We start from the raw sequence: 21432 nt of genomic DNA on the forward strand, positions 1-21432 counted from the left end.
AAAAACCGTCAGCCGCCACGCTGGCGGTTTTTTTATGCGCCAGGGTCTACACTGTTTAACGCTATTCGCCATGACGTTTCATCTTTCAGGAGTTGTATGCCCACCCATTTAGTCTGGTTCAGGCGCGATCTGCGTTTACAGGATAACCTTGCGCTGGCCGCCGCCTGCCGCGATGCATCCGCGCGGGTGCTGGCGCTTTATATTTCCACCCCCGCGCAGTGGCAGGCCCATGATATGGCGCCGCGGCAGGCGGCATTCATCAGCGCGCAGCTCAATGCGCTACAGACGGCCCTTGCAGAGAAAGGGATTCCGCTGCTGTTTCATGAAGTGGCGGATTTTAGCGCCAGTATTGAAACGGTCAAAAACGTTTGCCGACAGCATGACGTCAGCCATCTGTTTTATAACTATCAGTATGAGTTTAACGAGCGTCAGCGTGATGCGGCGGTGGAAAAAACGCTGCCATCTGTCATCTGCGAAGGCTTTGACGATAGCGTGATTCTGGCGCCCGGCGCGGTGATGACCGGCAATCATGAAATGTATAAAGTTTTTACGCCGTTTAAAAACGCCTGGTTGAAACGGCTAAAAGAGGATATTCCGCCATGCGTTCCGGCCCCGAAGATCCGGGTGAGCGGCGCGCTTTCTACACCCTTAACGCCAGTCTCGCTTAACTACCCGCAACAGGCGTTTGACGCCGCGCTTTTCCCGGTGGAAGAAAACGCGGTCATCGCGCAGCTACGTCAGTTTTGCGCGCAGGGCGCAGACGAGTATGAGTCACGGCGGGATTTCCCTGCGGTCGACGGCACCAGTCGGCTTTCCGCCAGCCTGGCGACGGGTGGCCTGTCGCCGCGACAGTGCCTGCACCGATTACTGGCGGAGCAGCCGCAGGCGCTGGACGGCGGGCCGGGAAGCGTCTGGTTGAATGAACTCATCTGGCGGGAATTTTACCGTCATTTAATGATCTGGTATCCGGCATTATGCAAACACCAGCCGTTTATCCGCTGGACAAAACGCGTCGCGTGGCAGGAGAACTCACACGATTTTCAGGCATGGCAGAAAGGCGAAACCGGTTATCCCATTGTCGATGCGGCGATGCGCCAGCTTAACGCGACGGGCTGGATGCATAACCGTTTACGCATGATTACCGCCAGCTTTCTGGTAAAAGATCTGCTAATTGACTGGCGGTTAGGGGAGCGCTATTTCATGTCGCAGCTTATTGACGGCGATCTTGCCGCCAATAATGGCGGCTGGCAGTGGGCCGCTTCAACCGGTACTGATGCCGCGCCTTATTTTCGTATTTTTAATCCCACGACTCAGGGAGAGAGGTTCGATCGCGACGGCGAATTTATCCGCCAGTGGCTACCGGCATTACGCGATATCCCTGGAAAAGCGATTCACGAGCCGTGGCGGTGGGCGGAAAAAGCGGGAGTCGTGCTTGATTATCCTCGGCCTATTGTGGAGCACAAACAGGCGAGAATCGCGACGCTTTCCGCCTATGAGGCGGCGAGAAAAGGGGCGTGATACAGGCCCGGTAGCGCAAACTACCGGGCCTTCTGCTATCAGGATTCGACGGCCAGCGCGCGGCTTTTGAATTTGAAGGACTGATACAGCCAAATCAGCAGGACAACCCCTACGCAGGCTAACGCGCCCCAGGTGATCTGTTCAAAAACATCCACATAGGCGTTGATGGCGTAATTAACCGCGCCGCTGGCGTCGAAGGCGCTTTGCGAAGTCTGGTCAGCGATGACGCCTGCCAGATAGTTAGCTATCGCGCCGGACAGCAGCATATAAATTCCGGTTAATACGCCGGTGACGCCGGGGATGTCAATGCGCGTAATTTGCGACATGGCGACCGGGTCGATAAACAGCTCGGCAAAGCCCATCACCGCCAGTCCCAGCACCATTAGCGGCATTGAAGAGTGCCCGTAAGCGGCGGACCAGCGTGCGCTCAGGGTCAGAATACAGAATCCGGCGCTCATCAGACCGAGACCCAGCGCGAATTTGCCCCAGATACGCACGGTGCGATTACCGCTTACGCTCTCTTTAACCAGCCAGGCCAGGACGACCCCACACAGCATCACGGCAAAGGCGTTCACCGACTGGAACATGGCGGTAGGAACGGAATAGCCCAGAATATCGCGGTTCACAAAGCGGTCGATATACAGGCTGATAGAGCTGCCGCCCTGCTGGGCAAACGCCCAGAACAGCATACTGAACAGGGTCAGGGTGACAATCATCCCCAGTTCTTTGCGCTGTTTGGCCGTTTGCGCCTGGCGATAAATTTTTGCCAGCACGACCAGGCCGATCGCGGTCGCCACGATTAAGGCATAGACAGACCATTCTTTCCAGAACAGAACGGTAATCAGCAACGGCGCCGCTACCAGCAGAATTAACAGCCAGCCCCAGTTCGGCAGCAGGTAGTTTCTGGCGCACAACACGGCTTTATTAACGCCGGTGGTGTGGGTGAAATGACGATTTCCACACAGGAAGATCACTAACCCCGCCAGCATACCAATGGCGGCGAGCGCAAAGCCCATCGCCCAACTGTACTCCTCTTGCACATAGCCGCAGGCGATAGGCGCCACGATCGAACCAATATTACCCGCTGCGTAAAGCAGCGAGAACCCGCCGTCGCGGCGCGGATCTTCAGGCTGGTACAGTTCGCCCAGCAGGCAGCTAATATTCGATTTAAACAGGCCGTAGCCGCAGACAATGATCGCCAGCGACAGATAAAGGAATGTCGGCGCGATCTCACTGGCGCCCAGCACTAAATGACCGATCGCCATTAAAAATGCGCCCAGCATGACTGCCATTCGGTTGCCAAGCACCTTATCCGCCAGATAGCCGCCAAGAATCGGCGTTACGTAGACCAGCGAACAATAAGCGCTGAATAACTCATAGGCGTGGTTATCGTCGTATTTTAGCTGATTGGTGAGATAAAGAATCAGTAGGGCGCGCATACCATAAAAGCTGAAGTACTCCCAAATTTGCAGGGCGACAACGTAGTAAATAGCGCGGGGTTGAGATGCTTGTTTATTCATCGTATTTCCGGGATAGAGGCGCTGCGGCAAGAAAGCGGCATTCTCAGATAATGCCTTTCTTTGTGGGCTTATTAAGCCTGCCGTATCGCCGTGTTTCCTTAAAGTTACCAACATGATACAGAACTGATTTTTTCTGCAATATGCGTTCTGATTGCATAAATATACATGAAACCGATCGTGTTTTGCTAAGTAATTTGCGCCAAACCCGGGGGTGATTGTTTCTTGATGTGTCAAACAAATGTTTATCGACGAACGGCTAACGGGAGGCTATGTTAACGGAGACTGAACCCGTAACGGGAAAGTAGAACGTGGGTTAAAGGGAGCGATGATGAAAAACACCGAGCTGGAACAACTGATTAACGACAAGCTGAACAGTGCGGCAATAAGCGATTATGCGCCGAATGGTTTACAGGTCGAAGGAAAAGAGACGGTACAGAAAATCGTTACCGGCGTGACCGCAAGTCAGGCGCTGCTCGATGAGGCGGTGCGTTTGCAGGCCGATGCGGTCATTGTTCATCATGGTTACTTCTGGAAAGGCGAGTCTCCGGTTATTCGCGGTATGAAACGCCGTCGCTTAAAAACGTTACTGGCAAATGATATTAACCTTTACGGTTGGCATCTGCCGCTGGATGCGCACCCTGAGCTGGGCAACAATGCGCAGTTGGCGGCGCTATTGGGCATTACCGTGAAAGGAGAAATTGAGCCGCTGGTGCCGTGGGGAGAGCTCTCAATGCCGGTGCCGGGGCTGGAACTGGCCTCATGGATTGAAGCGCGTCTGGGGCGTAAACCGCTATGGTGCGGCGATACCGGGCCAGAGAATGTTCAGCGTGTCGCCTGGTGTACCGGCGGCGGGCAAAGTTTTATTGATAGCGCCGCCCGCTTCGGCGTGGATGCTTTTATTACCGGCGAGGTGTCTGAACAGACCATTCATTCCGCGCGCGAACAGGGGCTGCATTTTTATGCCGCCGGGCACCATGCCACTGAACGCGGCGGTATTCGCGCCCTGAGCGAATGGTTGAACGAAAACACGGCGTTGGATGTGACGTTTATTGATATCCCTAACCCGGCATAACTGAGAGGTAATAAAGTGCAGCGAGCGCGTTGTTATCTGTTAGGCGAAACAGCGGTCGTCCTGGAACTTGAACCGCCGATTACGCTGGCGAGCCAGAAACGCATCTGGCGTCTGACGCAGCGTCTGGTCGATATGCCGAACGTGGTGGAAGCCATTCCCGGGATGAACAATATCACCGTGATCTTGCGGGAACCGCAAACTCTGGCGCTGGATGCGATTGAGCGTCTGCAGCGCTGGTGGGAAGAGAGCGAGGCGCTGGAACCGGACTCGCGTTCGGTTGAGATCCCGGTGATCTATGGCGGCGCAGGCGGGCCGGATCTGGCGGCGGTGGCACGGCACAGCGGTTTGAGTGAAAAGCAGGTCGTGGAGCTACATGCCTCCGTTGAGTATGTCGTCTGGTTTTTAGGCTTTCAGCCCGGCTTTCCCTATCTTGGGAATTTACCAGAACCGCTCCATATGCCCAGACGCGCAGAGCCGCGCCTGCAGGTTCCGGCCGGTTCTGTCGGCATCGGCGGCGCGCAGACGGGGATTTATCCATTATCCACGCCGGGCGGCTGGCAGCTGATCGGCCTCACGCCGTTGAAGTTATTCGATCCGATGCGGGAGCCTCCGGTTCTGCTACGCCCTGGCGATAGCGTACGCTTTGTGCCGCAAAAGGAGGGAATATGCTGAATATTATTCGCGCGGGGATTTACACCTCCGTGCAGGATAGCGGACGTCACGGCTTTCGTCAGTCGGGGCTGAGTCACTGCGGTGCGCTGGATAAACCCGCCTTTCAGACCGCTAATCTCCTGGTCGGGAACGATGCGAATGCCCCGGCGCTGGAAATCACTCTCGGTCAACTGGTTGTCGAATTTGAAAATGAGACCTGGTTCGCTCTTACCGGCGCAGGCTGCGAGGCGCAGTTGGATGATCAACCGGTCTGGACAGGCTGGCGATTGCCGGTAAAAGCGGGTCAGCGCCTCACGTTGCATCGACCGCTTCACGGGATGCGTAGCTATCTGGCGGTAGCGGGCGGTATTGCTGTGCCGGAGGTGATGGGATCGTGTAGTACCGATCTGAAGTCCGGTATCGGTGGGCTGGAAGGACGGCTGCTAAAAGATGGCGATCGGCTGGCGACGGGTAAACCATCGCGACAGTTTAGCGGGCCGCAGGGCGTGAAGCAGTTACTGTGGGGGAATCGCATCCGTGCGCTGCCGGGGCCGGAATACCGTGAATTCGATCGCGCCTCGCAAGAAGCGTTCTGGCGTTCGCCATGGCAGCTCAGTCCGCAAAGTAATCGCATGGGCTATCGTTTGCAGGGGCAATCGTTAACGCGGACAACGGATCGCGAACTGCTGTCGCACGGTTTGCTGCCCGGTGTCGTGCAGGTGCCTTACAACGGCCAACCTATTGTGTTAATGAATGATGCCCAGACAACTGGCGGCTATCCGCGCATTGCCTGCATCATCGAGGCAGATATGTACCATCTGGCGCAGATCCCGCTAGGGCAACCGATCCATTTTGTGCAATGTTCGCTGGAAGAGGCGCTCAACGCGCGCCGCGAGCGTCAGCGCTATCTGGAACAGCTTACCTGGCGACTTCAGCATGAACATTGATTTAAATGCGGATTTGGGCGAAGGTTGCGCCAGCGACAGCGAATTATTAACGCTGGTCTCCTCCGCCAATATCGCCTGTGGTTTTCACGCCGGTGATGCGCAAACCATGCTGACCTGTGTGCGCGAGGCGCTGAAAAACGGCGTGGCGATCGGCGCGCATCCCAGCTTTCCGGATCGGGATAATTTTGGGCGGACGGCGATGGTTTTGCCGCCGGAAACGGTATACGCCCAGACGCTGTACCAAATCGGCGCGCTGGGGGCGATTGTCCAGGCGCAAGGCGGCGTGATGCGCCATGTCAAACCGCACGGTATGCTCTATAACCAGGCGGCGAAAGATCCTCATCTGGCACAGGCGATTGCGAAAGCGGTACACGACTATGATCCGTCACTGATACTGGTTGGACTGGCGGGAAGCGAGCTGATCCGGGCCGGTGAACGCCATCGCCTGGTGACGCGGCAGGAGGTGTTTGCCGATCGCGGCTATCAGGCCGACGGTAGCCTGGTGCCGCGCACGCAACCTGGCGCGCTGATTCACGACGAAGAGCAGGCGCTGGCGCAAACGCTGGATATGGTGCAAGCCGGGAGAGTGAAAAGCGTTACTGGTGTGTGGACGACTGTCACGGCGCAAACGGTGTGCATTCATGGCGACGGCGAGTATGCGCTTGCATTCGCACGCAGGCTACGCGCCGCGTTCAATGCGCGTAATATACACGTTATTGCCTGAGAGCCGGACGATTGAAGCTATTATATTACGGCTGTGGATGTTCATTATGGCGTTCGATGTGCATTCCAGATAGTCAGAGGCGGTGTAGTCCATTAATCAACTGTTAACAAAGGATATTATCATGCCTGAAGGCCCGGAAATTCGTCGTGCGGCGGATAATCTGGAGGCGGCAATCAAAGGCAAACCCTTAACCGATGTCTGGTTTGCCTTTGCACAGTTAAAACCGTATGAATCGCAGCTTACCGGTCAAATTGTTACCCGGATAGAGACGCGGGGAAAAGCGTTATTGACCCACTTTTCAAATGGCCTGACGCTCTACAGCCACAACCAACTCTATGGCGTATGGCGGGTGATCGACACTGGTGAAATACCGCAGACCACGCGTATATTGCGCGTCAGGCTACAAACGGCGGATAAAACTATACTGCTTTATAGCGCGTCTGATATCGAAATGCTGACAGCAGAGCAGCTCACGACGCACCCCTTTTTACAGCGAGTCGGTCCGGATGTGCTGGACGCGCGTCTCACTCCGGAAGAGGTTAAAGCTCGATTGCTGTCGCCGCGTTTTCGCAACCGACAATTTTCCGGACTGTTGCTGGATCAGGCCTTTCTGGCGGGATTGGGGAATTATCTGCGCGTTGAAATCCTCTGGCAGGTAGGGTTAACCGGACAGCATAAAGCGAAAGATCTCAACGAGGCGCAACTGAATGCGCTTTCTCACGCGCTGTTGGATATTCCGCGCCTGTCCTACACGACTCGCGGTCAGGCGGATGAAAACAAGCATCATGGCGCACTGTTTCGCTTTAAGGTTTTCCACCGTGACGGCGAAGCGTGCGAGCGGTGTGGCGGCATTATTGAAAAGACAACACTGTCCTCACGCCCGTTTTACTGGTGCCCGCATTGCCAGAAATAGCCGGAACCGCCATCGGCGAGCGGCTATTGCCTGATGGCGCGACGCTTATCAGTCCTACAAAGGTTGTCTGGGCGCATAGGTTGATATAAAACGGGCCACTGCTGGCCCAGTTAACAGAATGCTGAACAGCCGTAGGGTTTGCATTGCCATGATGAGCGCCATATCGGCACTGCTTCCTGCCGCGATCGCGGCAACCGTATCCAGACCCCCGGGACTGGTGGCGAGATAAGCCGTCATAAAATCAATCTGCATGTAGTAAGCCATTCCCCACGCCATCGCGGCGCAAATCGCCATCAGCGCGAAAATTGACAATAAGATTTGCGGCAATGGCCGCAGCGCCATAAAAAACACCTGTCTGTCAAAACCCAGCCCAATACGCCAGCCTATCGCCATATACGCCACGGCCAGCAGCCATTCGGGTAATTCAATCTCAATGATGCCTTGCGAATGGAGAAGCGCGCCTGCCAACATGGGGAGCAGCATCGTGCCGGAAGGGATACGCATCAGGCGACCGGCAATGCCCGCCACGATCGCTAATAGCAGCGTCGTCAATAAATTACCGCTAAGCGGCGGAAACCAGATCACCTGTTGGCTGACCGCTGCCGCGCTGTCGCCGAGTATCAGGCGTGTCACCAGCACCGCCGCGCCAGCCACAAACAGTACCCGTAGATACTGCATAAACGCCACCAGGCGGATATCCGCCCCGTAATCTTGCGCCATCGCTACCATTGCCGCTGCGCCGCCCGGCGATGACCCCCATGCGCCGGTGTTGCCGGGCAGCGAGCTGTAGCGTACCAGCAGCCAGCCGACTATCGCGCTGGAAAGCAGCGTCACCAGCAACACTAAAAGCACGACCGGCCAGTAGAGGGCGAGGGTGGTCAATATCGAACCGGTTAGATTTTGGGCGATCATACAGCCGAGAATCGCCTGTGCGGCGAGAAAAATACCGCGCGGAAGTTGTAGCGTACTACCTCGCAAACTCAACACGATACCCGCAATCATTGGACCGAGCAGCATCGCCGCCGGAAGGTGCAGATAGAGAAAAATAAGGGAAATGAGCAGCGATAACAGGAACAACAAAAACCACTGCAGAATCGGCATTCCATGCTCCCTGAATGATATTTAGCGAAACCTTAATTAATCATAGAGAGTAACGGGGTAAGAATAAAATAATGAGGATAAGAAAAAAGGGAAAATGTAACGGATGGCGAGGGTTGCGTCGCCATCCGGTTGTCAATTAACGCTTCAGCGCCGATTTAAAGTCGCGTTTATCGTAGCCGGTATACAGCTGACGAGGACGGGCGATTTTCATGCCATCAGTGTGCATTTCATTCCAGTGTGCAATCCAGCCAACGGTACGCGCCATGGCGAAGATCACGGTGAACATGGAGGACGGAATGCCCATCGCTTTCAGAATGATGCCGGAGTAGAAGTCTACGTTCGGGTACAGTTTCTTCTCGATGAAGTACGGGTCGTTCAGCGCAATGTGCTCAAGCTCCATCGCCACTTCCAGCAGATCATCTTTGGTGCCCAGCTCTTTCAGCACTTCGTGGCAGGTTTCACGCATCACGGTGGCGCGCGGATCGTAGTTTTTGTAAACACGGTGACCGAAGCCCATCAGGCGGAAAGAATCATTCTTGTCTTTCGCACGACGAACAAATTCCGGAATGTGTTTAACAGAGCTGATTTCTTCCAGCATTTTCAGCGCGGCTTCGTTTGCGCCGCCGTGCGCGGGTCCCCACAGGGAGGCGATCCCGGCGGCAATGCAGGCGAACGGGTTGGCGCCGCTTGAACCTGCGGTACGTACCGTTGACGTAGAGGCGTTCTGCTCATGGTCAGCGTGCAGGATCAGAATACGATCCATCGCGCGCTCCAGTACCGGATTCACTTCATAGGTTTCACACGGCGTGGAGAACATCATGTTCAGGAAGTTACCGGCGTAGGAAAGGTCGTTGCGCGGATAAACAAACGGCTGACCGATGGAATATTTGTAACACATCGCCGCCATGGTCGGCATTTTGGACAGCAGGCGGAACGCCGCGATTTCACGGTGGCGCGGATTGTTCACATCCAGCGAGTCGTGGTAGAACGCCGCCAGCGCGCCAGTGATCCCGCACATTACCGCCATCGGATGTGAGTCGCGACGGAAAGCATGGAACAGGCGAGTGATTTGCTCATGGATCATCGTATGGCGGGTGACTGTCGTTCTGAACTCGTCATACTCTTCCTGCGTCGGTTTTTCGCCGTACAGCAGGATGTAACAGACTTCCAGATAGTTGGAATCGGTAGCAAGCTGGTCAATCGGGAAACCGCGATGCAACAAAATGCCTTCGTCGCCGTCGATGAAGGTGATTTTAGATTCGCAGGATGCGGTAGAGGTGAAACCAGGGTCAAAAGTAAAAACTCCTTTTGAACCGAGACTACGAATATCAATAACATCTTGACCGAGTGTACCTTTTAGCACATCCAGTTCAATAGCAGTGTCACCAGTAAGGGTGATTTTTGCCTTTGTATCAGCCATTTACGGTCTCCTTAGCGCCTTATTGCTTAAGACTGCCGGAACTCAGACTTGCCTTCTCCACGTCACCTTCCCTGTCGTTAGCGCAGGGAAGATTCTGTGTATGCATCAATCAACCGTTACCAGTTTGTTATTTGGCTCGCCGCTCTGTGAAAGAGGGGATGACCTGGGTACAGAGCAATGGGCGCTTGCAGGTAACGGATTGATTAATTTCGAATTAGCAGCAAATCAGGAACGTAGCAATCCGAGTAATGTAACCTGTCTATCACTAATAACTGTCCTGAAAGAATGGGTCAATATCATTGTACTGTTGCATAACTTATTAACAGGTGAAAGAGTGACCCCATAACTTTTACGCATTATATGCTTTTTCTGGTGTTGTTTGTAACAATTTTGTTTAATGTTTGTCAAATCAGATGATTGAAAATTAAAAAAATGTTGTTATCGTGACCTGTGTCACTGTTCAGGATAAAACCTGACAAACTATATGTAGGTTAATTGTAATGATTTTGTGAACGTCCTATACTGCCGCCAGGTCTCCGGAATACCCTGCAATCCCGAGCCACCCAGCGTTGTAACGTGTCGTTTTAGCTACTGGAAGCAGTGTTTTACATGACGCGCAGTTATAGAAAGGACGCTGTCTGACCCGCACGCAGACCGGAGGAAGGAAATCCCGTCGTCTTTCTGGCTACAGGTAGATTCACCTCTGTAACCGAAGTCTTAAGGGAATAATAAGAACAGCATGTGGGCGTTATTCATGATAAGAAATGTGAAAAAACAAAGACCTGTCAATCTGGATCTACAAACGATTCGGTTCCCCATCACAGCGATAGCGTCCATTCTCCATCGCGTATCCGGTGTGATTACTTTCATCGCCGTCGGCATACTACTGTGGCTACTGGGCACCAGCCTCTCTTCTCCGGAAGGATTCCAGCAGGCCGCCGACATTATGGACGGCTTCATCGTTAAATTTATCATGTGGGGCATCCTTACCGCGCTGGCGTATCACGTCATCGTGGGAATTCGTCACATGTTAATGGATTTTGGCTATCTGGAAGAAACATTCGAAGCGGGTCAACGCTCTGCCAAAATCTCTTTTGTTATCACTGTCGTGCTTTCACTTCTCGCAGGAGTCCTCGTATGGTAAGCAACGCCTCCGCATTAGGACGCAATGGCGTACATGACTTCATCCTGGTCCGTGCTACCGCTATCGTTCTGACGTTATACATCATCTACATGGTGGGTTTTTTCGCCACGAGCGGCGAACTGACCTTTGAAGCCTGGACCGGTTTCTTCTCATCGGCCTTCACCAAAGTCTTCACCCTGCTGGCGCTTTTTTCCATCTTGATTCATGCCTGGATCGGCATGTGGCAGGTGTTAACCGACTACGTTAAACCACTAGCAGTGCGTCTGATACTGCAACTCGTTATTGTTGTTGCGCTGGTGGTTTACGTCATCTATGGATTTGTTGTGGTGTGGGGTGTGTAATGAAACTGCCAGTCAGAGAATTTGATGCTGTTGTGATTGGTGCCGGTGGCGCAGGTATGCGCGCGGCGCTGCAAATTTCCCAAAGCGGCCAAACCTGTGCGCTGCTCTCGAAAGTCTTCCCGACCCGTTCCCATACCGTTTCCGCGCAGGGCGGTATCACCGTGGCGCTCGGCAATACCCATGAAGATAACTGGGAATGGCACATGTACGACACCGTTAAGGGGTCGGACTACATTGGTGACCAGGATGCCATCGAATATATGTGTAAGACCGGACCGGAAGCGATTCTGGAACTGGAGCACATGGGGCTACCGTTCTCCCGTCTTGATGATGGACGTATCTATCAGCGCCCGTTCGGCGGCCAGTCGAAAAACTTTGGCGGCGAGCAGGCGGCACGTACCGCGGCAGCGGCTGACCGTACCGGTCACGCCTTGCTACATACGCTGTATCAACAGAATTTGAAAAACCACACCACGATTTTCTCCGAATGGTATGCGCTGGATCTGGTGAAAAACCAGGATGGCGCGGTGGTGGGGTGTACCGCACTGTGCATCGAAACCGGTGAAGTGGTGTACTTCAAAGCCCGCGCGACGGTGCTGGCGACCGGCGGCGCAGGCCGTATCTACCAGTCCACCACCAACGCTCATATCAATACCGGTGACGGTGTCGGTATGGCGCTGCGTGCCGGTGTCCCGGTGCAGGACATGGAAATGTGGCAGTTCCACCCGACCGGTATCGCCGGGGCGGGCGTGCTGGTGACAGAAGGCTGCCGCGGCGAAGGCGGTTACCTGCTGAACAAACACGGCGAGCGCTTTATGGAGCGTTATGCGCCGAACGCCAAAGACCTGGCGGGTCGTGACGTGGTGGCGCGTTCCATCATGATCGAAATCCGTGAAGGTCGCGGCTGTGATGGTCCGTGGGGGCCGCACGCTAAACTGAAACTGGATCACTTGGGTAAAGAGGTGCTGGAATCTCGCCTGCCGGGTATCCTGGAGCTGTCCCGCACATTCGCCCACGTTGACCCGGTGAAAGAGCCGATTCCGGTTATCCCGACCTGCCACTACATGATGGGCGGTATTCCGACTAAAGTGACCGGTCAGGCGCTGACCGTGAACGAGCAGGGCGAAGATGTGGTGATTCCGGGGCTGTTTGCGGTAGGCGAAATCGCCTGTGTATCGGTTCACGGCGCCAACCGTCTGGGCGGTAACTCACTGCTGGATCTGGTGGTCTTTGGCCGTGCGGCGGGGCTGCATTTACAGGAATCCATCGCCGAGCAGGGCGTGCTGCGCGACGCCAGCGAGTCTGACGTTGAAGGTTCTCTGGAGCGCCTGAATCGCTGGAACAATAACCGCAATGGCGAAGATCCGGTGGCTATCCGCAAAGCGTTGCAGGAGTGTATGCAGCATAACTTCTCCGTATTCCGTGAAGGCGACGCGATGGCGAAAGGGCTTGAGCAGTTGAAAGTGATCCGCGAGCGTCTGAAAAACGCCCGTCTGGATGACACGTCCAGCGAGTTTAATACCCAGCGTGTTGAGTGTCTGGAGCTGGATAACCTGATGGAAACCGCCTACGCCACTGCCGTATCAGCCAACTTCCGGACGGAAAGCCGCGGCGCGCATAGCCGCTTCGATTTCCCGGAGCGTGATGATGCCAACTGGTTGTGTCATACCCTGTATCAACCGCAAACGGAATCCATGACGCGCCGAAGCGTCAATATGGAACCGAAACTGCGTCCGGCGTTCCCGCCGAAGATTCGTACTTATTAATTGCGGAGACAGGATGATGAAACTCGAATTTTCGATTTATCGTTATAACCCGGATGTCGATAACGCTCCGCGTATGCAGGACTACACCCTGGAAGGCGAAGAAGGGCGTGACATGATGCTGCTGGATGCGTTAATCCAGCTTAAAGAAAAAGATCCAAGCCTTTCTTTCCGCCGTTCCTGCCGCGAAGGCGTGTGTGGTTCTGATGGTTTGAATATGAACGGTAAGAATGGTCTGGCCTGTATTACCCCTATTTCGGCGCTGACTCAGCCGGGTAAGAAGATTGTGATTCGCCCGCTACCCGGTTTGCCGGTGATCCGCGATTTGGTGGTAGACATGGGGCAATTCTACGCACAATATGAGAAGATTAAGCCTTACTTATTGAATAATGGGCAAAATCCACCGGCTCGTGAGCATCTGCAGATGCCGGAGCAGCGTGAAAAACTCGATGGGCTGTATGAATGTATTCTTTGCGCCTGTTGCTCAACATCCTGCCCGTCATTCTGGTGGAACCCGGATAAGTTTATCGGTCCGGCGGGGCTGCTCGCGGCGTATCGATTCCTGATCGATAGTCGTGATACCGAGACCGACAGTCGTCTGGAAGGGATGAGCGATGCATTCAGCGTATTCCGCTGTCACAGCATTATGAACTGCGTCAGTGTATGTCCTAAGGGACTGAACCCGACGCGCGCTATCGGCCATATTAAGTCGATGCTGTTGCAGCGTAGTGCGTAAGTAGTTGTAGTGGTTGCCGGATGGCGACGTACCGTCTTATCCGGCCTACAGGCGCAATCCCGTAGGCCTGATAAGCGCAGCGCCATCAGGCAACAAAATGCAGGAAATCTCTAAAAACTGCCCCGTTGTCAGACAGTTTTTAAAGGTTCCTTAGCGGACGCAGATGACACGACAGTCCGCAACAAGTGAACCCCGGCACGCATACAGCGTATGCGTGGTTAGTATCCACGGCGAAATACTCGTCATAGATCACGTTGCATGTGCGTTGGCTGCACTTGCTCACCCCGGTCACTTACTGGATGTAAGCTCCCAGGGATTCGCAAGCTTGCCGCCTTCCTGAAACGTGACCTATTTAGAGTATTAAATAAGCAGAAAAGATGCTTAAGGGATCACGATGCAGAACAGCGCTTTGAAAGCCTGGTTGGACTCTTCTTACCTCTCTGGTTCGAATCAGAGCTGGATAGAACAGCTCTATGAAGACTTCTTAACCGATCCTGACTCGGTAGACGCTAACTGGCGTTTGACGTTCCAGCAGTTACCTGGTACCGGAGTCAAACCGGATCAACTCCATTCAAAAACACGTGAATATTTCCGGCGGCAGGCGTTGGCTGGCTCACGTCACTCTTCTACGATTTCCGACCCTGACACCAATGTGAAGCAGGTTAAAGTCCTGCAGCTTATCAACGCTTATCGTTTCCGTGGCCATCAGCATGCAAACCTCGATCCGCTGGGACTGTGGAAACAAGAACGCGTGGCGGATCTGGATCCTTCTTTCCATGATTTGACCGAGGCCGATTTCCAGGAAACCTTCAATGTCGGCTCCTTTGCCAGCGGCAAAGAGACGATGAAGCTGGGCGAGCTGCTCGACGCGCTCAAACAGACCTACTGCGGCCCGATTGGCGCTGAGTATATGCACATCACCAGCACCGAAGAGAAACGCTGGATCCAACAGCGCATCGAATCCGGTCGCGCGGCCTTTAGCGCTGACGAGAAAAAACGCTTCCTGAACGAGCTGACCGCCGCTGAAGGGCTGGAACGTTATCTGGGTGCCAAATTCCCGGGTGCGAAACGTTTCTCGCTCGAGGGGGGAGATGCGCTGATACCCATGCTGAAAGAGATGGTTCGCCATGCGGGTAACAGCGGCACTCGCGAAGTGGTGCTGGGGATGGCGCACCGCGGTCGCCTGAACGTGCTGATCAACGTACTGGGTAAAAAACCGCAGGATCTGTTCGACGAATTTGCCGGTAAGCATAAAGAACATCTGGGTACCGGCGACGTGAAGTATCACATGGGCTTCTCGTCAGATATCGAAACCGAAGGCGGTCTGGTTCACCTGGCGCTGGCGTTTAATCCATCGCATCTGGAAATTGTGAGCCCGGTGGTGATGGGCTCCGTGCGCGCCCGTCTGGACAGACTGGACGAACCGAGCAGCAACAAAGTGTTGCCGATCACTATTCACGGCGACGCCGCGGTGACCGGCCAGGGCGTGGTTCAGGAAACCCTGAACATGTCGAAAGCGCGCGGTTACGAAGTGGGCGGTACGGTACGTATCGTTATCAACAACCAGGTGGGTTTCACCACCTCTAACCCACTGGATGCGCGTTCAACGCCTTACTGCACCGATATCGGTAAAATGGTCCAGGCGCCGATTTTCCACGTCAATGCGGACGATCCGGAAGCCGTCGCTTTTGTGACCCGTCTGGCGCTGGACTTCCGTAATACCTTTAAACGCGATGTGTTCATCGATCTGGTGTGCTACCGCCGTCACGGCCACAACGAAGCCGACGAGCCAAGCGCAACCCAGCCGCTGATGTACCAGAAAATCAAAAAGCATCCGACGCCGCGTAAAATCTACGCCGACAAACTGGAAGCTGATAAGGTCGCAACGCTGGAAGATGCCACCGAAATGGTCAACCTCTATCGCGATGCGCTGGATGCAGGCGAATGCGTGGTGAAAGAGTGGCGTCCGATGAATATGCACTCGTTCACCTGGTCGCCGTATCTAAACCACGAATGGGATGAAGCATACCCGAACAAGGTAGAAATGAAGCGCCTGCAGGAGCTGGCAAAACGTATCAGCACCGTGCCGGAAGCCATTGAAATGCAGTCTCGCGTGGCGAAAATTTATGGCGACCGTCAGGCAATGGCGGCAGGCGAGAAATTGTTTGACTGGGGCGGCGCGGAAAATCTGGCTTACGCCACGCTGGTCGATGAAGGCATTCCGGTGCGCCTGTCCGGGGAAGACTCCGGTCGCGGCACCTTCTTCCATCGTCATGCGGTGATCCACAACCAGACGAACGGCTCAACGTATACGCCGTTGCAGCATATTCACAGCGGTCAGGGACAGTTTAAAGTCTGGGACTCCGTGCTGTCTGAAGAAGCGGTACTGGCTTTTGAATACGGTTATGCCACGGCGGAACCACGTACCCTGACTATCTGGGAAGCGCAGTTTGGCGATTTTGCCAACGGCGCGCAGGTAGTGATTGACCAGTTCATCTCCTCCGGCGAGCAGAAATGGGGCCGGATGTGCGGTCTGGTGATGCTGTTGCCGCACGGCTATGAAGGGCAGGGCCCGGAGCACTCCTCCGCGCGTCTGGAACGTTATCTGCAACTTTGCGCCGAGCAGAATATGCAGGTTTGCGTGCCGTCGACCCCGGCGCAGGTCTACCATATGCTGCGCCGTCAGGCGCTGCGCGGGATGCGTCGTCCGTTGGTGGTGATGTCGCCGAAATCGCTGCTGCGTCACCCGCTGGCGGTTTCCACGCTTGATGAACTGGCGAACGGTTCCTTCCTGCCGGCCATTGGCGAAATTGACGAGCTGGACCCTAAAGCCGTAAAACGCGTGGTAATGTGTTCTGGTAAGGTTTATTACGACCTGCTGGAACAACGGCGTAAAAACTCACAGAAAGATGTCGCTATCGTGCGCATCGAACAGCTCTATCCGTTCCCGCATAAAGCGGTGCAGGAAGCGCTGCAACCATACGCTCACGTCCATGATTTTGTCTGGTGCCAGGAAGAGCCGCTCAACCAGGGCGCATGGTACTGCAGTCAGCATCATTTCCGTGAAGTGATTCCGTTTGGGGCCGCTCTGCGTTATGCAGGTCGCCCGGCCTCCGCCTCTCCGGCGGTAGGGTATATGTCCGTTCACCAGAAACAGCAACAAGATCTGGTTAATGACGCGCTGAACGTCGATTAAATAAAGGATAAATAATGAGTAGCGTAGATATTCTTGTTCCCGACCTGCCTGAGTCCGTAGCGGACGCGACCGTCGCCACCTGGCATAAAAAACCGGGCGATGCGGTTGTTCGTGACGAAGTGCTGGTAGAAATCGAAACTGACAAAGTGGTACTGGAAGTACCGGCATCAGCGGACGGCATTCTGGATGCGGTTCTGGAAGAGGAGGGGACGACTGTCACCTCTCGCCAGATCCTGGGTCGCCTGCGTGAAGGTAACAGCGCGGGTAAAGAGACCAGCGCGAAATCTGAAGAGAAAGCGTCTACGCCGGCACAGCGCCAGCAGGCGTCGCTGGAAGAACAAAACAACGATGCGCTCAGCCCGGCGATCCGTCGCCTGCTGGCTGAACACAATCTGGAAGCCAGCGCCATTAAAGGCACTGGTGTGGGTGGGCGTCTGACCCGTGAAGATGTGGAAAAACATCTGGCGAAAGGCGAGTCTAAAGCACCCGCTGTTGAACCTGCAGCACAACCCGCTCTGGGCGCGCGCGGCGAAAAACGCGTGCCAATGACCCGCCTGCGCAAGCGCGTGGCCGAGCGTCTGCTGGAAGCGAAAAATTCTACCGCCATGCTGACGACCTTCAATGAAGTCAACATGAAGCCGATTATGGATCTGCGTAAGCAGTATGGTGAAGTGTTTGAAAAACGTCATGGTATCCGCCTGGGCTTTATGTCCTTCTACGTGAAAGCGGTAGTAGAAGCGCTGAAGCGTTATCCGGAAGTGAACGCCTCTATCGACGGCGATGACGTGGTGTATCACAACTACTTTGATGTGAGCATGGCGGTGTCTACGCCGCGTGGCCTGGTCACGCCGGTCCTGCGTGACGTGGATACGCTGGGCATGGCTGACATTGAGAAAAAAATTAAAGAACTGGCTGTCAAAGGCCGCGACGGCAAGCTGACCGTAGAGGACCTGACCGGCGGTAACTTTACCATTACCAACGGCGGCGTATTCGGTTCGCTGATGTCTACCCCGATCATCAACCCGCCGCAGAGCGCGATTCTGGGAATGCATGCTATTAAAGACAGGCCGATGGCGGTGGATGGCAAGGTAGAAATCCTGCCGATGATGTACCTGGCGCTCTCTTACGATCATCGCCTGATCGATGGTCGTGAATCCGTGGGCTTCCTGGTCACCATCAAAGAGTTGCTGGAAGATCCGACCCGTCTGCTGTTGGACGTGTAGTCAGCAAGAGCATCACCTGCTACCTGTAGGCCGGATAAGGCGTTCACGCCGCCATCCGGCGATGGTGTAATGCCTGATGGCGCGCAGCTTTCAGGCCTACAGGTCTAAAGATAACGATTACCTGAAGGATGGACAGAACACATGAACTTACATGAATATCAGGCAAAACAACTTTTTGCCCGCTATGGCTTACCGGCGCCGGTGGGTTATGCCTGTACTACTCCGCGTGAAGCCGAAGAAGCCGCGTCTAAAATCGGTGCCGGCCCGTGGGTAGTGAAATGTCAGGTTCACGCTGGCGGCCGCGGCAAAGCGGGCGGTGTGAAGGTAGTAAAAAGCAAAGAAGAGATTCGCGCCTTCGCGGAAAACTGGCTGGGCAAACGTCTGGTGACCTATCAAACAGACGCTAATGGCCAACCGGTAAACCAGATTCTGGTTGAAGCGGCGACCGACATCGGCAAAGAACTGTACCTCGGCGCGGTAGTTGACCGTAGTTCTCGTCGCGTGGTCTTTATGGCGTCTACCGAAGGCGGCGTAGAGATCGAAAAAGTCGCGGAGGAAACCCCGCATCTGATCCATAAAGTCGCGCTCGATCCGCTGACCGGCCCGATGCCGTATCAGGGGCGTGAACTGGCGTTCAAACTGGGTCTGGAAGGTAAACTGGTGCAGCAGTTCACCAAAATCTTTATGGGCCTGGCAACCATTTTCCTTGAGCGCGACCTGGCGCTAATCGAAATTAATCCGCTGGTGATCACTAAGCAGGGCGATCTGATTTGCCTCGACGGCAAGCTGGGCGCTGACGGCAACGCGCTGTTCCGCCAGCCGGATCTGCGCGAAATGCGCGACCAGTCTCAGGAAGACCCGCGTGAAGCGCAGGCGGCACAGTGGGAACTGAACTACGTCGCGCTGGACGGCAACATCGGTTGCATGGTGAACGGCGCGGGCCTGGCGATGGGCACTATGGACATCGTTAAGCTGCATGGCGGCGAACCGGCTAACTTCCTTGACGTAGGCGGCGGCGCAACCAAAGAGCGCGTCACCGAAGCGTTTAAAATCATCCTCTCGGATGACAACGTGAAAGCGGTTCTGGTTAACATCTTCGGCGGTATCGTCCGTTGTGACCTGATTGCCGACGGTATCATCGGCGCGGTGGAAGAAGTGGGCGTTAACGTTCCGGTGGTGGTGCGTCTGGAAGGCAACAACGCCGAACTCGGCGCGAAGAAACTGGCTGACAGTGGCCTGAATATTATTGCAGCGAAAAGTCTGACGGATGCAGCTCAGCAGGTTGTTGCCGCAGTGGAGGGGAAATAATGTCCGTTTTAATTAATAAAGATACCAAGGTTATCTGCCAGGGCTTCACCGGTAGCCAGGGGACTTTCCACTCCGAACAGGCGATTGCTTACGGTACGCAGATGGTCGGCGGCGTAACGCCGGGCAAAGGCGGCACCACGCATCTGGGTCTGCCGGTGTTTAACACCGTGCGCGAAGCGGTAGAAGCTACCGGTGCGACCGCATCCGTTATCTACGTCCCGGCGCCGTTCTGCAAAGACTCCATTCTGGAAGCGATCGACGCAGGCATCAAACTGATTATCACCATCACCGAAGGTATTCCGACGCTGGATATGCTGACCGTGAAAGTGAAGCTGGACGAAGCGGGCGTACGCATGATCGGCCCGAACTGCCCAGGTGTGATCACCCCGGGCGAATGCAAAATCGGCATCATGCCGGGTCACATTCATAAGCCGGGTAAAGTGGGTATCGTTTCCCGTTCCGGCACGCTGACCTATGAAGCGGTTAAGCAGACCACCGACTACGGTTTCGGCCAGTCCACCTGTGTGGGTATCGGCGGCGACCCGATTCCGGGCTCTAACTTCATCGATATCCTGAAGCTGTTCCAGGAAGATCCGCAGACTGAAGCGATCGTGATGATCGGCGAGATCGGCGGCAGCGCGGAAGAAGAAGCGGCGGCTTATATTAAAGACCACGTGACCAAGCCGGTTGTTGGCTATATCGCGGGCGTTACCGCGCCGAAAGGCAAACGTATGGGCCACGCTGGCGCCATCATTGCCGGTGGTAAAGGTACCGCTGATGAGAAATTCGCTGCTCTGGAAGCGGCTGGCGTGAAGACGGTTCGCAGCCTGGCCGATATCGGCGAAGCGCTGAAAGCAATTATAAAATAAAAACTCGCTGTTCCTGCGGGAACAGATAAATGTCCGTTTTCGACATGGTTGGCCACCTTTACGGTGGCCTTTTTTATGGCTTTATTGTTTGTGGCAGAGTACGGGTGAAGCATCCGGGATATAAAATTATTGGCTTTGTAAATATTGAGCTATAGGAAAATGATGCCTCAGTAAAAAAACATGGTGGAGTCTAAAAATAATTGATAATAACCGTCTGGCAGCGGCAGTAAATTTACTCAGTTTGCCGGTTAACTCTTTTTCAGCAAATACAGATGCTGTCTTAGTGAAAGACCTGCCGACCTCACTGGAGACGGATTATGCGCTTTTCTCCATGAAAAAAACGCATTGCAGCATTACACTATGTTGACGCTAACCTCTATAGTAAATTGACGCTTGACTCTGTGGCCGCGCATGTTTGCCTGAGTGCGAACTACATGCCTCCTCAGATGTATCGCGCTTACACAGGCTGCTTGTTTAATGGCAGAATAAAACAGCTATTTTAATCATAAGAGTACCGGCATTATTTCCCTGAAGTATTAAAGATATCGTTTAATAAATTATATGAACTTTTGCTGGTTAAAAGAGGTTAACTTCAAAAATTATTAAGAACTTATTGACACTATTCGTTCGTGATTAATCATGTTTAAAGGGTATTTATGGCTGCGAATAAACAGAATTATCACTATGAGTGACGTAGAAATTGAGGGTGAATCTGTGAAGGTGATAACAGAATCTTCGCTATAATAATTATAGAGAGGTAAATACGGTGTTATTGAAATAAAGAAAAATTAGCGAATAAAATGTTTGTTTCTGGCTATCTGGAAAGCTTATTAGCGATAATTAAGGCGATAACCTGGCAAGATGATCCTGGCCGTTAGTCGTCGGGAAAGGGAAGTTGGGGCAGGGTAATCCCGGTGGGATGATGGCGCGTGTGCAATGAGATAGTTTCTTTGCGGTGTTAATTATAAGTAAAATAAAAATAGATT

General features: G+C 54.2%; 18 protein-coding genes. 14 read left to right on the top strand and 4 right to left on the bottom strand.

What is annotated here, in order from left to right:
• Window positions 1-96 precede the first annotated feature (96 nt).
• A complete protein-coding gene (gene phrB / locus NA624_RS06920) occupies window positions 97-1518 on the top strand; it encodes a deoxyribodipyrimidine photo-lyase (RefSeq protein ID WP_001142032.1) in 1422 nt (473 codons plus the stop codon).
• 38 nt (window positions 1519-1556) lie between these two features.
• On the opposite strand, the gene NA624_RS06925 is transcribed toward phrB, so the two are convergent.
• Window positions 1557-3038 carry an MFS transporter gene (locus tag NA624_RS06925; RefSeq protein WP_001041127.1) on the bottom strand — a complete coding sequence of 494 codons (1482 nt, stop codon included), beginning with the start codon at window positions 3036-3038 and terminating at the stop codon, window positions 1557-1559.
• Window positions 3039-3366: 328 nt separating this feature from the next.
• Between NA624_RS06925 and ybgI the strand changes: the two genes are divergently transcribed.
• The 5 genes from ybgI (at window position 3367) to nei (ending at window position 7345) form a co-directional block, all read left to right on the top strand.
• A complete protein-coding gene (gene ybgI / locus NA624_RS06930; RefSeq protein WP_000798844.1) occupies window positions 3367-4110 on the top strand; it encodes a radiation resistance protein YbgI in 744 nt (247 codons plus the stop codon).
• A 15-nt stretch (window positions 4111-4125) separates the two neighbouring features.
• Window positions 4126-4782 carry a 5-oxoprolinase subunit PxpB gene (gene pxpB / locus NA624_RS06935; protein ID WP_001188371.1) on the top strand — a complete coding sequence of 219 codons (657 nt, stop codon included), beginning with the start codon at window positions 4126-4128 and terminating at the stop codon, window positions 4780-4782.
• Window positions 4776-5708, top strand: coding sequence for a 5-oxoprolinase subunit PxpC (gene pxpC, locus NA624_RS06940; RefSeq protein ID WP_000932044.1), 933 nt, complete (start codon window positions 4776-4778; stop codon window positions 5706-5708). Before pxpB ends, pxpC begins: the two co-directional genes overlap by 7 nt.
• A complete protein-coding gene (gene pxpA / locus NA624_RS06945; RefSeq protein ID WP_001017911.1) occupies window positions 5698-6432 on the top strand; it encodes a 5-oxoprolinase subunit PxpA in 735 nt (244 codons plus the stop codon). Before pxpC ends, pxpA begins: the two co-directional genes overlap by 11 nt.
• A gap of 121 nt (window positions 6433-6553) precedes the next feature.
• Window positions 6554-7345 (top strand): endonuclease VIII, encoded by a 792-nt coding sequence (gene nei / locus NA624_RS06950; protein WP_001113962.1) that lies wholly within the window; start codon window positions 6554-6556, stop codon window positions 7343-7345.
• Window positions 7346-7399: 54 nt separating this feature from the next.
• Here nei and NA624_RS06955 read toward each other — a convergent pair whose 3' ends face one another.
• From NA624_RS06955 to NA624_RS06965, 3 genes are all read right to left on the bottom strand, one after another.
• Window positions 7400-8446, bottom strand: a complete 1047-nt coding sequence (locus NA624_RS06955; protein WP_001122054.1) for an AbrB family transcriptional regulator — start codon at window positions 8444-8446, stop codon at window positions 7400-7402.
• 136 nt (window positions 8447-8582) lie between these two features.
• Window positions 8583-9866, bottom strand: coding sequence for a citrate synthase (locus tag NA624_RS06960; protein ID WP_000785811.1), 1284 nt, complete (start codon window positions 9864-9866; stop codon window positions 8583-8585).
• 225 nt (window positions 9867-10091) lie between these two features.
• Window positions 10092-10223 (bottom strand): hypothetical protein, encoded by a 132-nt coding sequence (locus NA624_RS06965; RefSeq protein WP_418142699.1) that lies wholly within the window; start codon window positions 10221-10223, stop codon window positions 10092-10094.
• Window positions 10224-10605: 382 nt separating this feature from the next.
• On the opposite strand from NA624_RS06965, the gene sdhC reads away from it, so the two are divergent.
• The 8 genes from sdhC (at window position 10606) to sucD (ending at window position 20446) form a co-directional block, all read left to right on the top strand.
• Entirely contained in the window at window positions 10606-11010 is a 405-nt protein-coding gene (sdhC, locus tag NA624_RS06970) for a succinate dehydrogenase cytochrome b556 subunit (RefSeq protein ID WP_000263340.1), read from the top strand.
• Entirely contained in the window at window positions 11004-11351 is a 348-nt protein-coding gene (sdhD, locus tag NA624_RS06975; protein ID WP_000254356.1) for a succinate dehydrogenase membrane anchor subunit, read from the top strand. The genes sdhC and sdhD overlap by 7 nt, the downstream gene beginning before the upstream one ends.
• Window positions 11351-13117, top strand: a complete 1767-nt coding sequence (gene sdhA, locus NA624_RS06980) for a succinate dehydrogenase flavoprotein subunit (protein ID WP_000775561.1) — start codon at window positions 11351-11353, stop codon at window positions 13115-13117. The genes sdhD and sdhA overlap by 1 nt, the downstream gene beginning before the upstream one ends.
• Before the next feature lie 16 nt (window positions 13118-13133).
• Entirely contained in the window at window positions 13134-13850 is a 717-nt protein-coding gene (gene sdhB / locus NA624_RS06985; RefSeq protein WP_001537859.1) for a succinate dehydrogenase iron-sulfur subunit SdhB, read from the top strand.
• Window positions 13851-14244: 394 nt separating this feature from the next.
• On the top strand, window positions 14245-17046 hold the full coding sequence (gene sucA, locus NA624_RS06990) for a 2-oxoglutarate dehydrogenase E1 component (protein ID WP_001181496.1): 2802 nt from the start codon (window positions 14245-14247) through the stop codon (window positions 17044-17046).
• A gap of 14 nt (window positions 17047-17060) precedes the next feature.
• A complete protein-coding gene (gene odhB / locus NA624_RS06995) occupies window positions 17061-18269 on the top strand; it encodes a 2-oxoglutarate dehydrogenase complex dihydrolipoyllysine-residue succinyltransferase (protein WP_000099858.1) in 1209 nt (402 codons plus the stop codon).
• Between the two features lie 141 nt (window positions 18270-18410).
• Window positions 18411-19577, top strand: coding sequence for an ADP-forming succinate--CoA ligase subunit beta (gene sucC / locus NA624_RS07000; RefSeq protein ID WP_001048590.1), 1167 nt, complete (start codon window positions 18411-18413; stop codon window positions 19575-19577).
• Window positions 19577-20446: a succinate--CoA ligase subunit alpha gene (gene sucD / locus NA624_RS07005; RefSeq protein ID WP_000114631.1), complete on the top strand. Its 870-nt coding sequence runs from the start codon at window positions 19577-19579 to the stop codon at window positions 20444-20446. The genes sucC and sucD overlap by 1 nt, the downstream gene beginning before the upstream one ends.
• Window positions 20447-21432 lie beyond the last annotated feature (986 nt).

This window comes from Salmonella sp. NW38, from assembly GCF_051807745.1.
GTDB classification, from domain to species: domain Bacteria; phylum Pseudomonadota; class Gammaproteobacteria; order Enterobacterales; family Enterobacteriaceae; genus Salmonella; species Salmonella enterica.

Bases quoted from the DNA above. Each gene is read 5' to 3' on its own strand.
- NA624_RS06965 (WP_418142699.1), bottom strand. From the start codon at position 10,223: ATGCGTAAAAGTTATGGGGTCACTCTTTCACCTGTTAATAAGTTATGC.
- odhB (WP_000099858.1), top strand. From the start codon at position 17,061: ATGAGTAGCGTAGATATTCTTGTTCCCGACCTGCCTGAGTCCGTAGCG.
- pxpA (WP_001017911.1), top strand. From the start codon at position 5,698: ATGAACATTGATTTAAATGCGGATTTGGGCGAAGGTTGCGCCAGCGAC.
- ybgI (WP_000798844.1), top strand. From the start codon at position 3,367: ATGAAAAACACCGAGCTGGAACAACTGATTAACGACAAGCTGAACAGT.
- NA624_RS06960 (WP_000785811.1), bottom strand. From the start codon at position 9,866: ATGGCTGATACAAAGGCAAAAATCACCCTTACTGGTGACACTGCTATT.
- sucC (WP_001048590.1), top strand. From the start codon at position 18,411: ATGAACTTACATGAATATCAGGCAAAACAACTTTTTGCCCGCTATGGC.
- sdhA (WP_000775561.1), top strand. From the start codon at position 11,351: ATGAAACTGCCAGTCAGAGAATTTGATGCTGTTGTGATTGGTGCCGGT.
- phrB (WP_001142032.1), top strand. From the start codon at position 97: ATGCCCACCCATTTAGTCTGGTTCAGGCGCGATCTGCGTTTACAGGAT.
- NA624_RS06925 (WP_001041127.1), bottom strand. From the start codon at position 3,038: ATGAATAAACAAGCATCTCAACCCCGCGCTATTTACTACGTTGTCGCC.
- nei (WP_001113962.1), top strand. From the start codon at position 6,554: ATGCCTGAAGGCCCGGAAATTCGTCGTGCGGCGGATAATCTGGAGGCG.
- sdhC (WP_000263340.1), top strand. From the start codon at position 10,606: ATGTGGGCGTTATTCATGATAAGAAATGTGAAAAAACAAAGACCTGTC.
- NA624_RS06955 (WP_001122054.1), bottom strand. From the start codon at position 8,446: ATGCCGATTCTGCAGTGGTTTTTGTTGTTCCTGTTATCGCTGCTCATT.
- pxpC (WP_000932044.1), top strand. From the start codon at position 4,776: ATGCTGAATATTATTCGCGCGGGGATTTACACCTCCGTGCAGGATAGC.
- sdhD (WP_000254356.1), top strand. From the start codon at position 11,004: ATGGTAAGCAACGCCTCCGCATTAGGACGCAATGGCGTACATGACTTC.
- sucA (WP_001181496.1), top strand. From the start codon at position 14,245: ATGCAGAACAGCGCTTTGAAAGCCTGGTTGGACTCTTCTTACCTCTCT.
- sucD (WP_000114631.1), top strand. From the start codon at position 19,577: ATGTCCGTTTTAATTAATAAAGATACCAAGGTTATCTGCCAGGGCTTC.
- sdhB (WP_001537859.1), top strand. From the start codon at position 13,134: ATGAAACTCGAATTTTCGATTTATCGTTATAACCCGGATGTCGATAAC.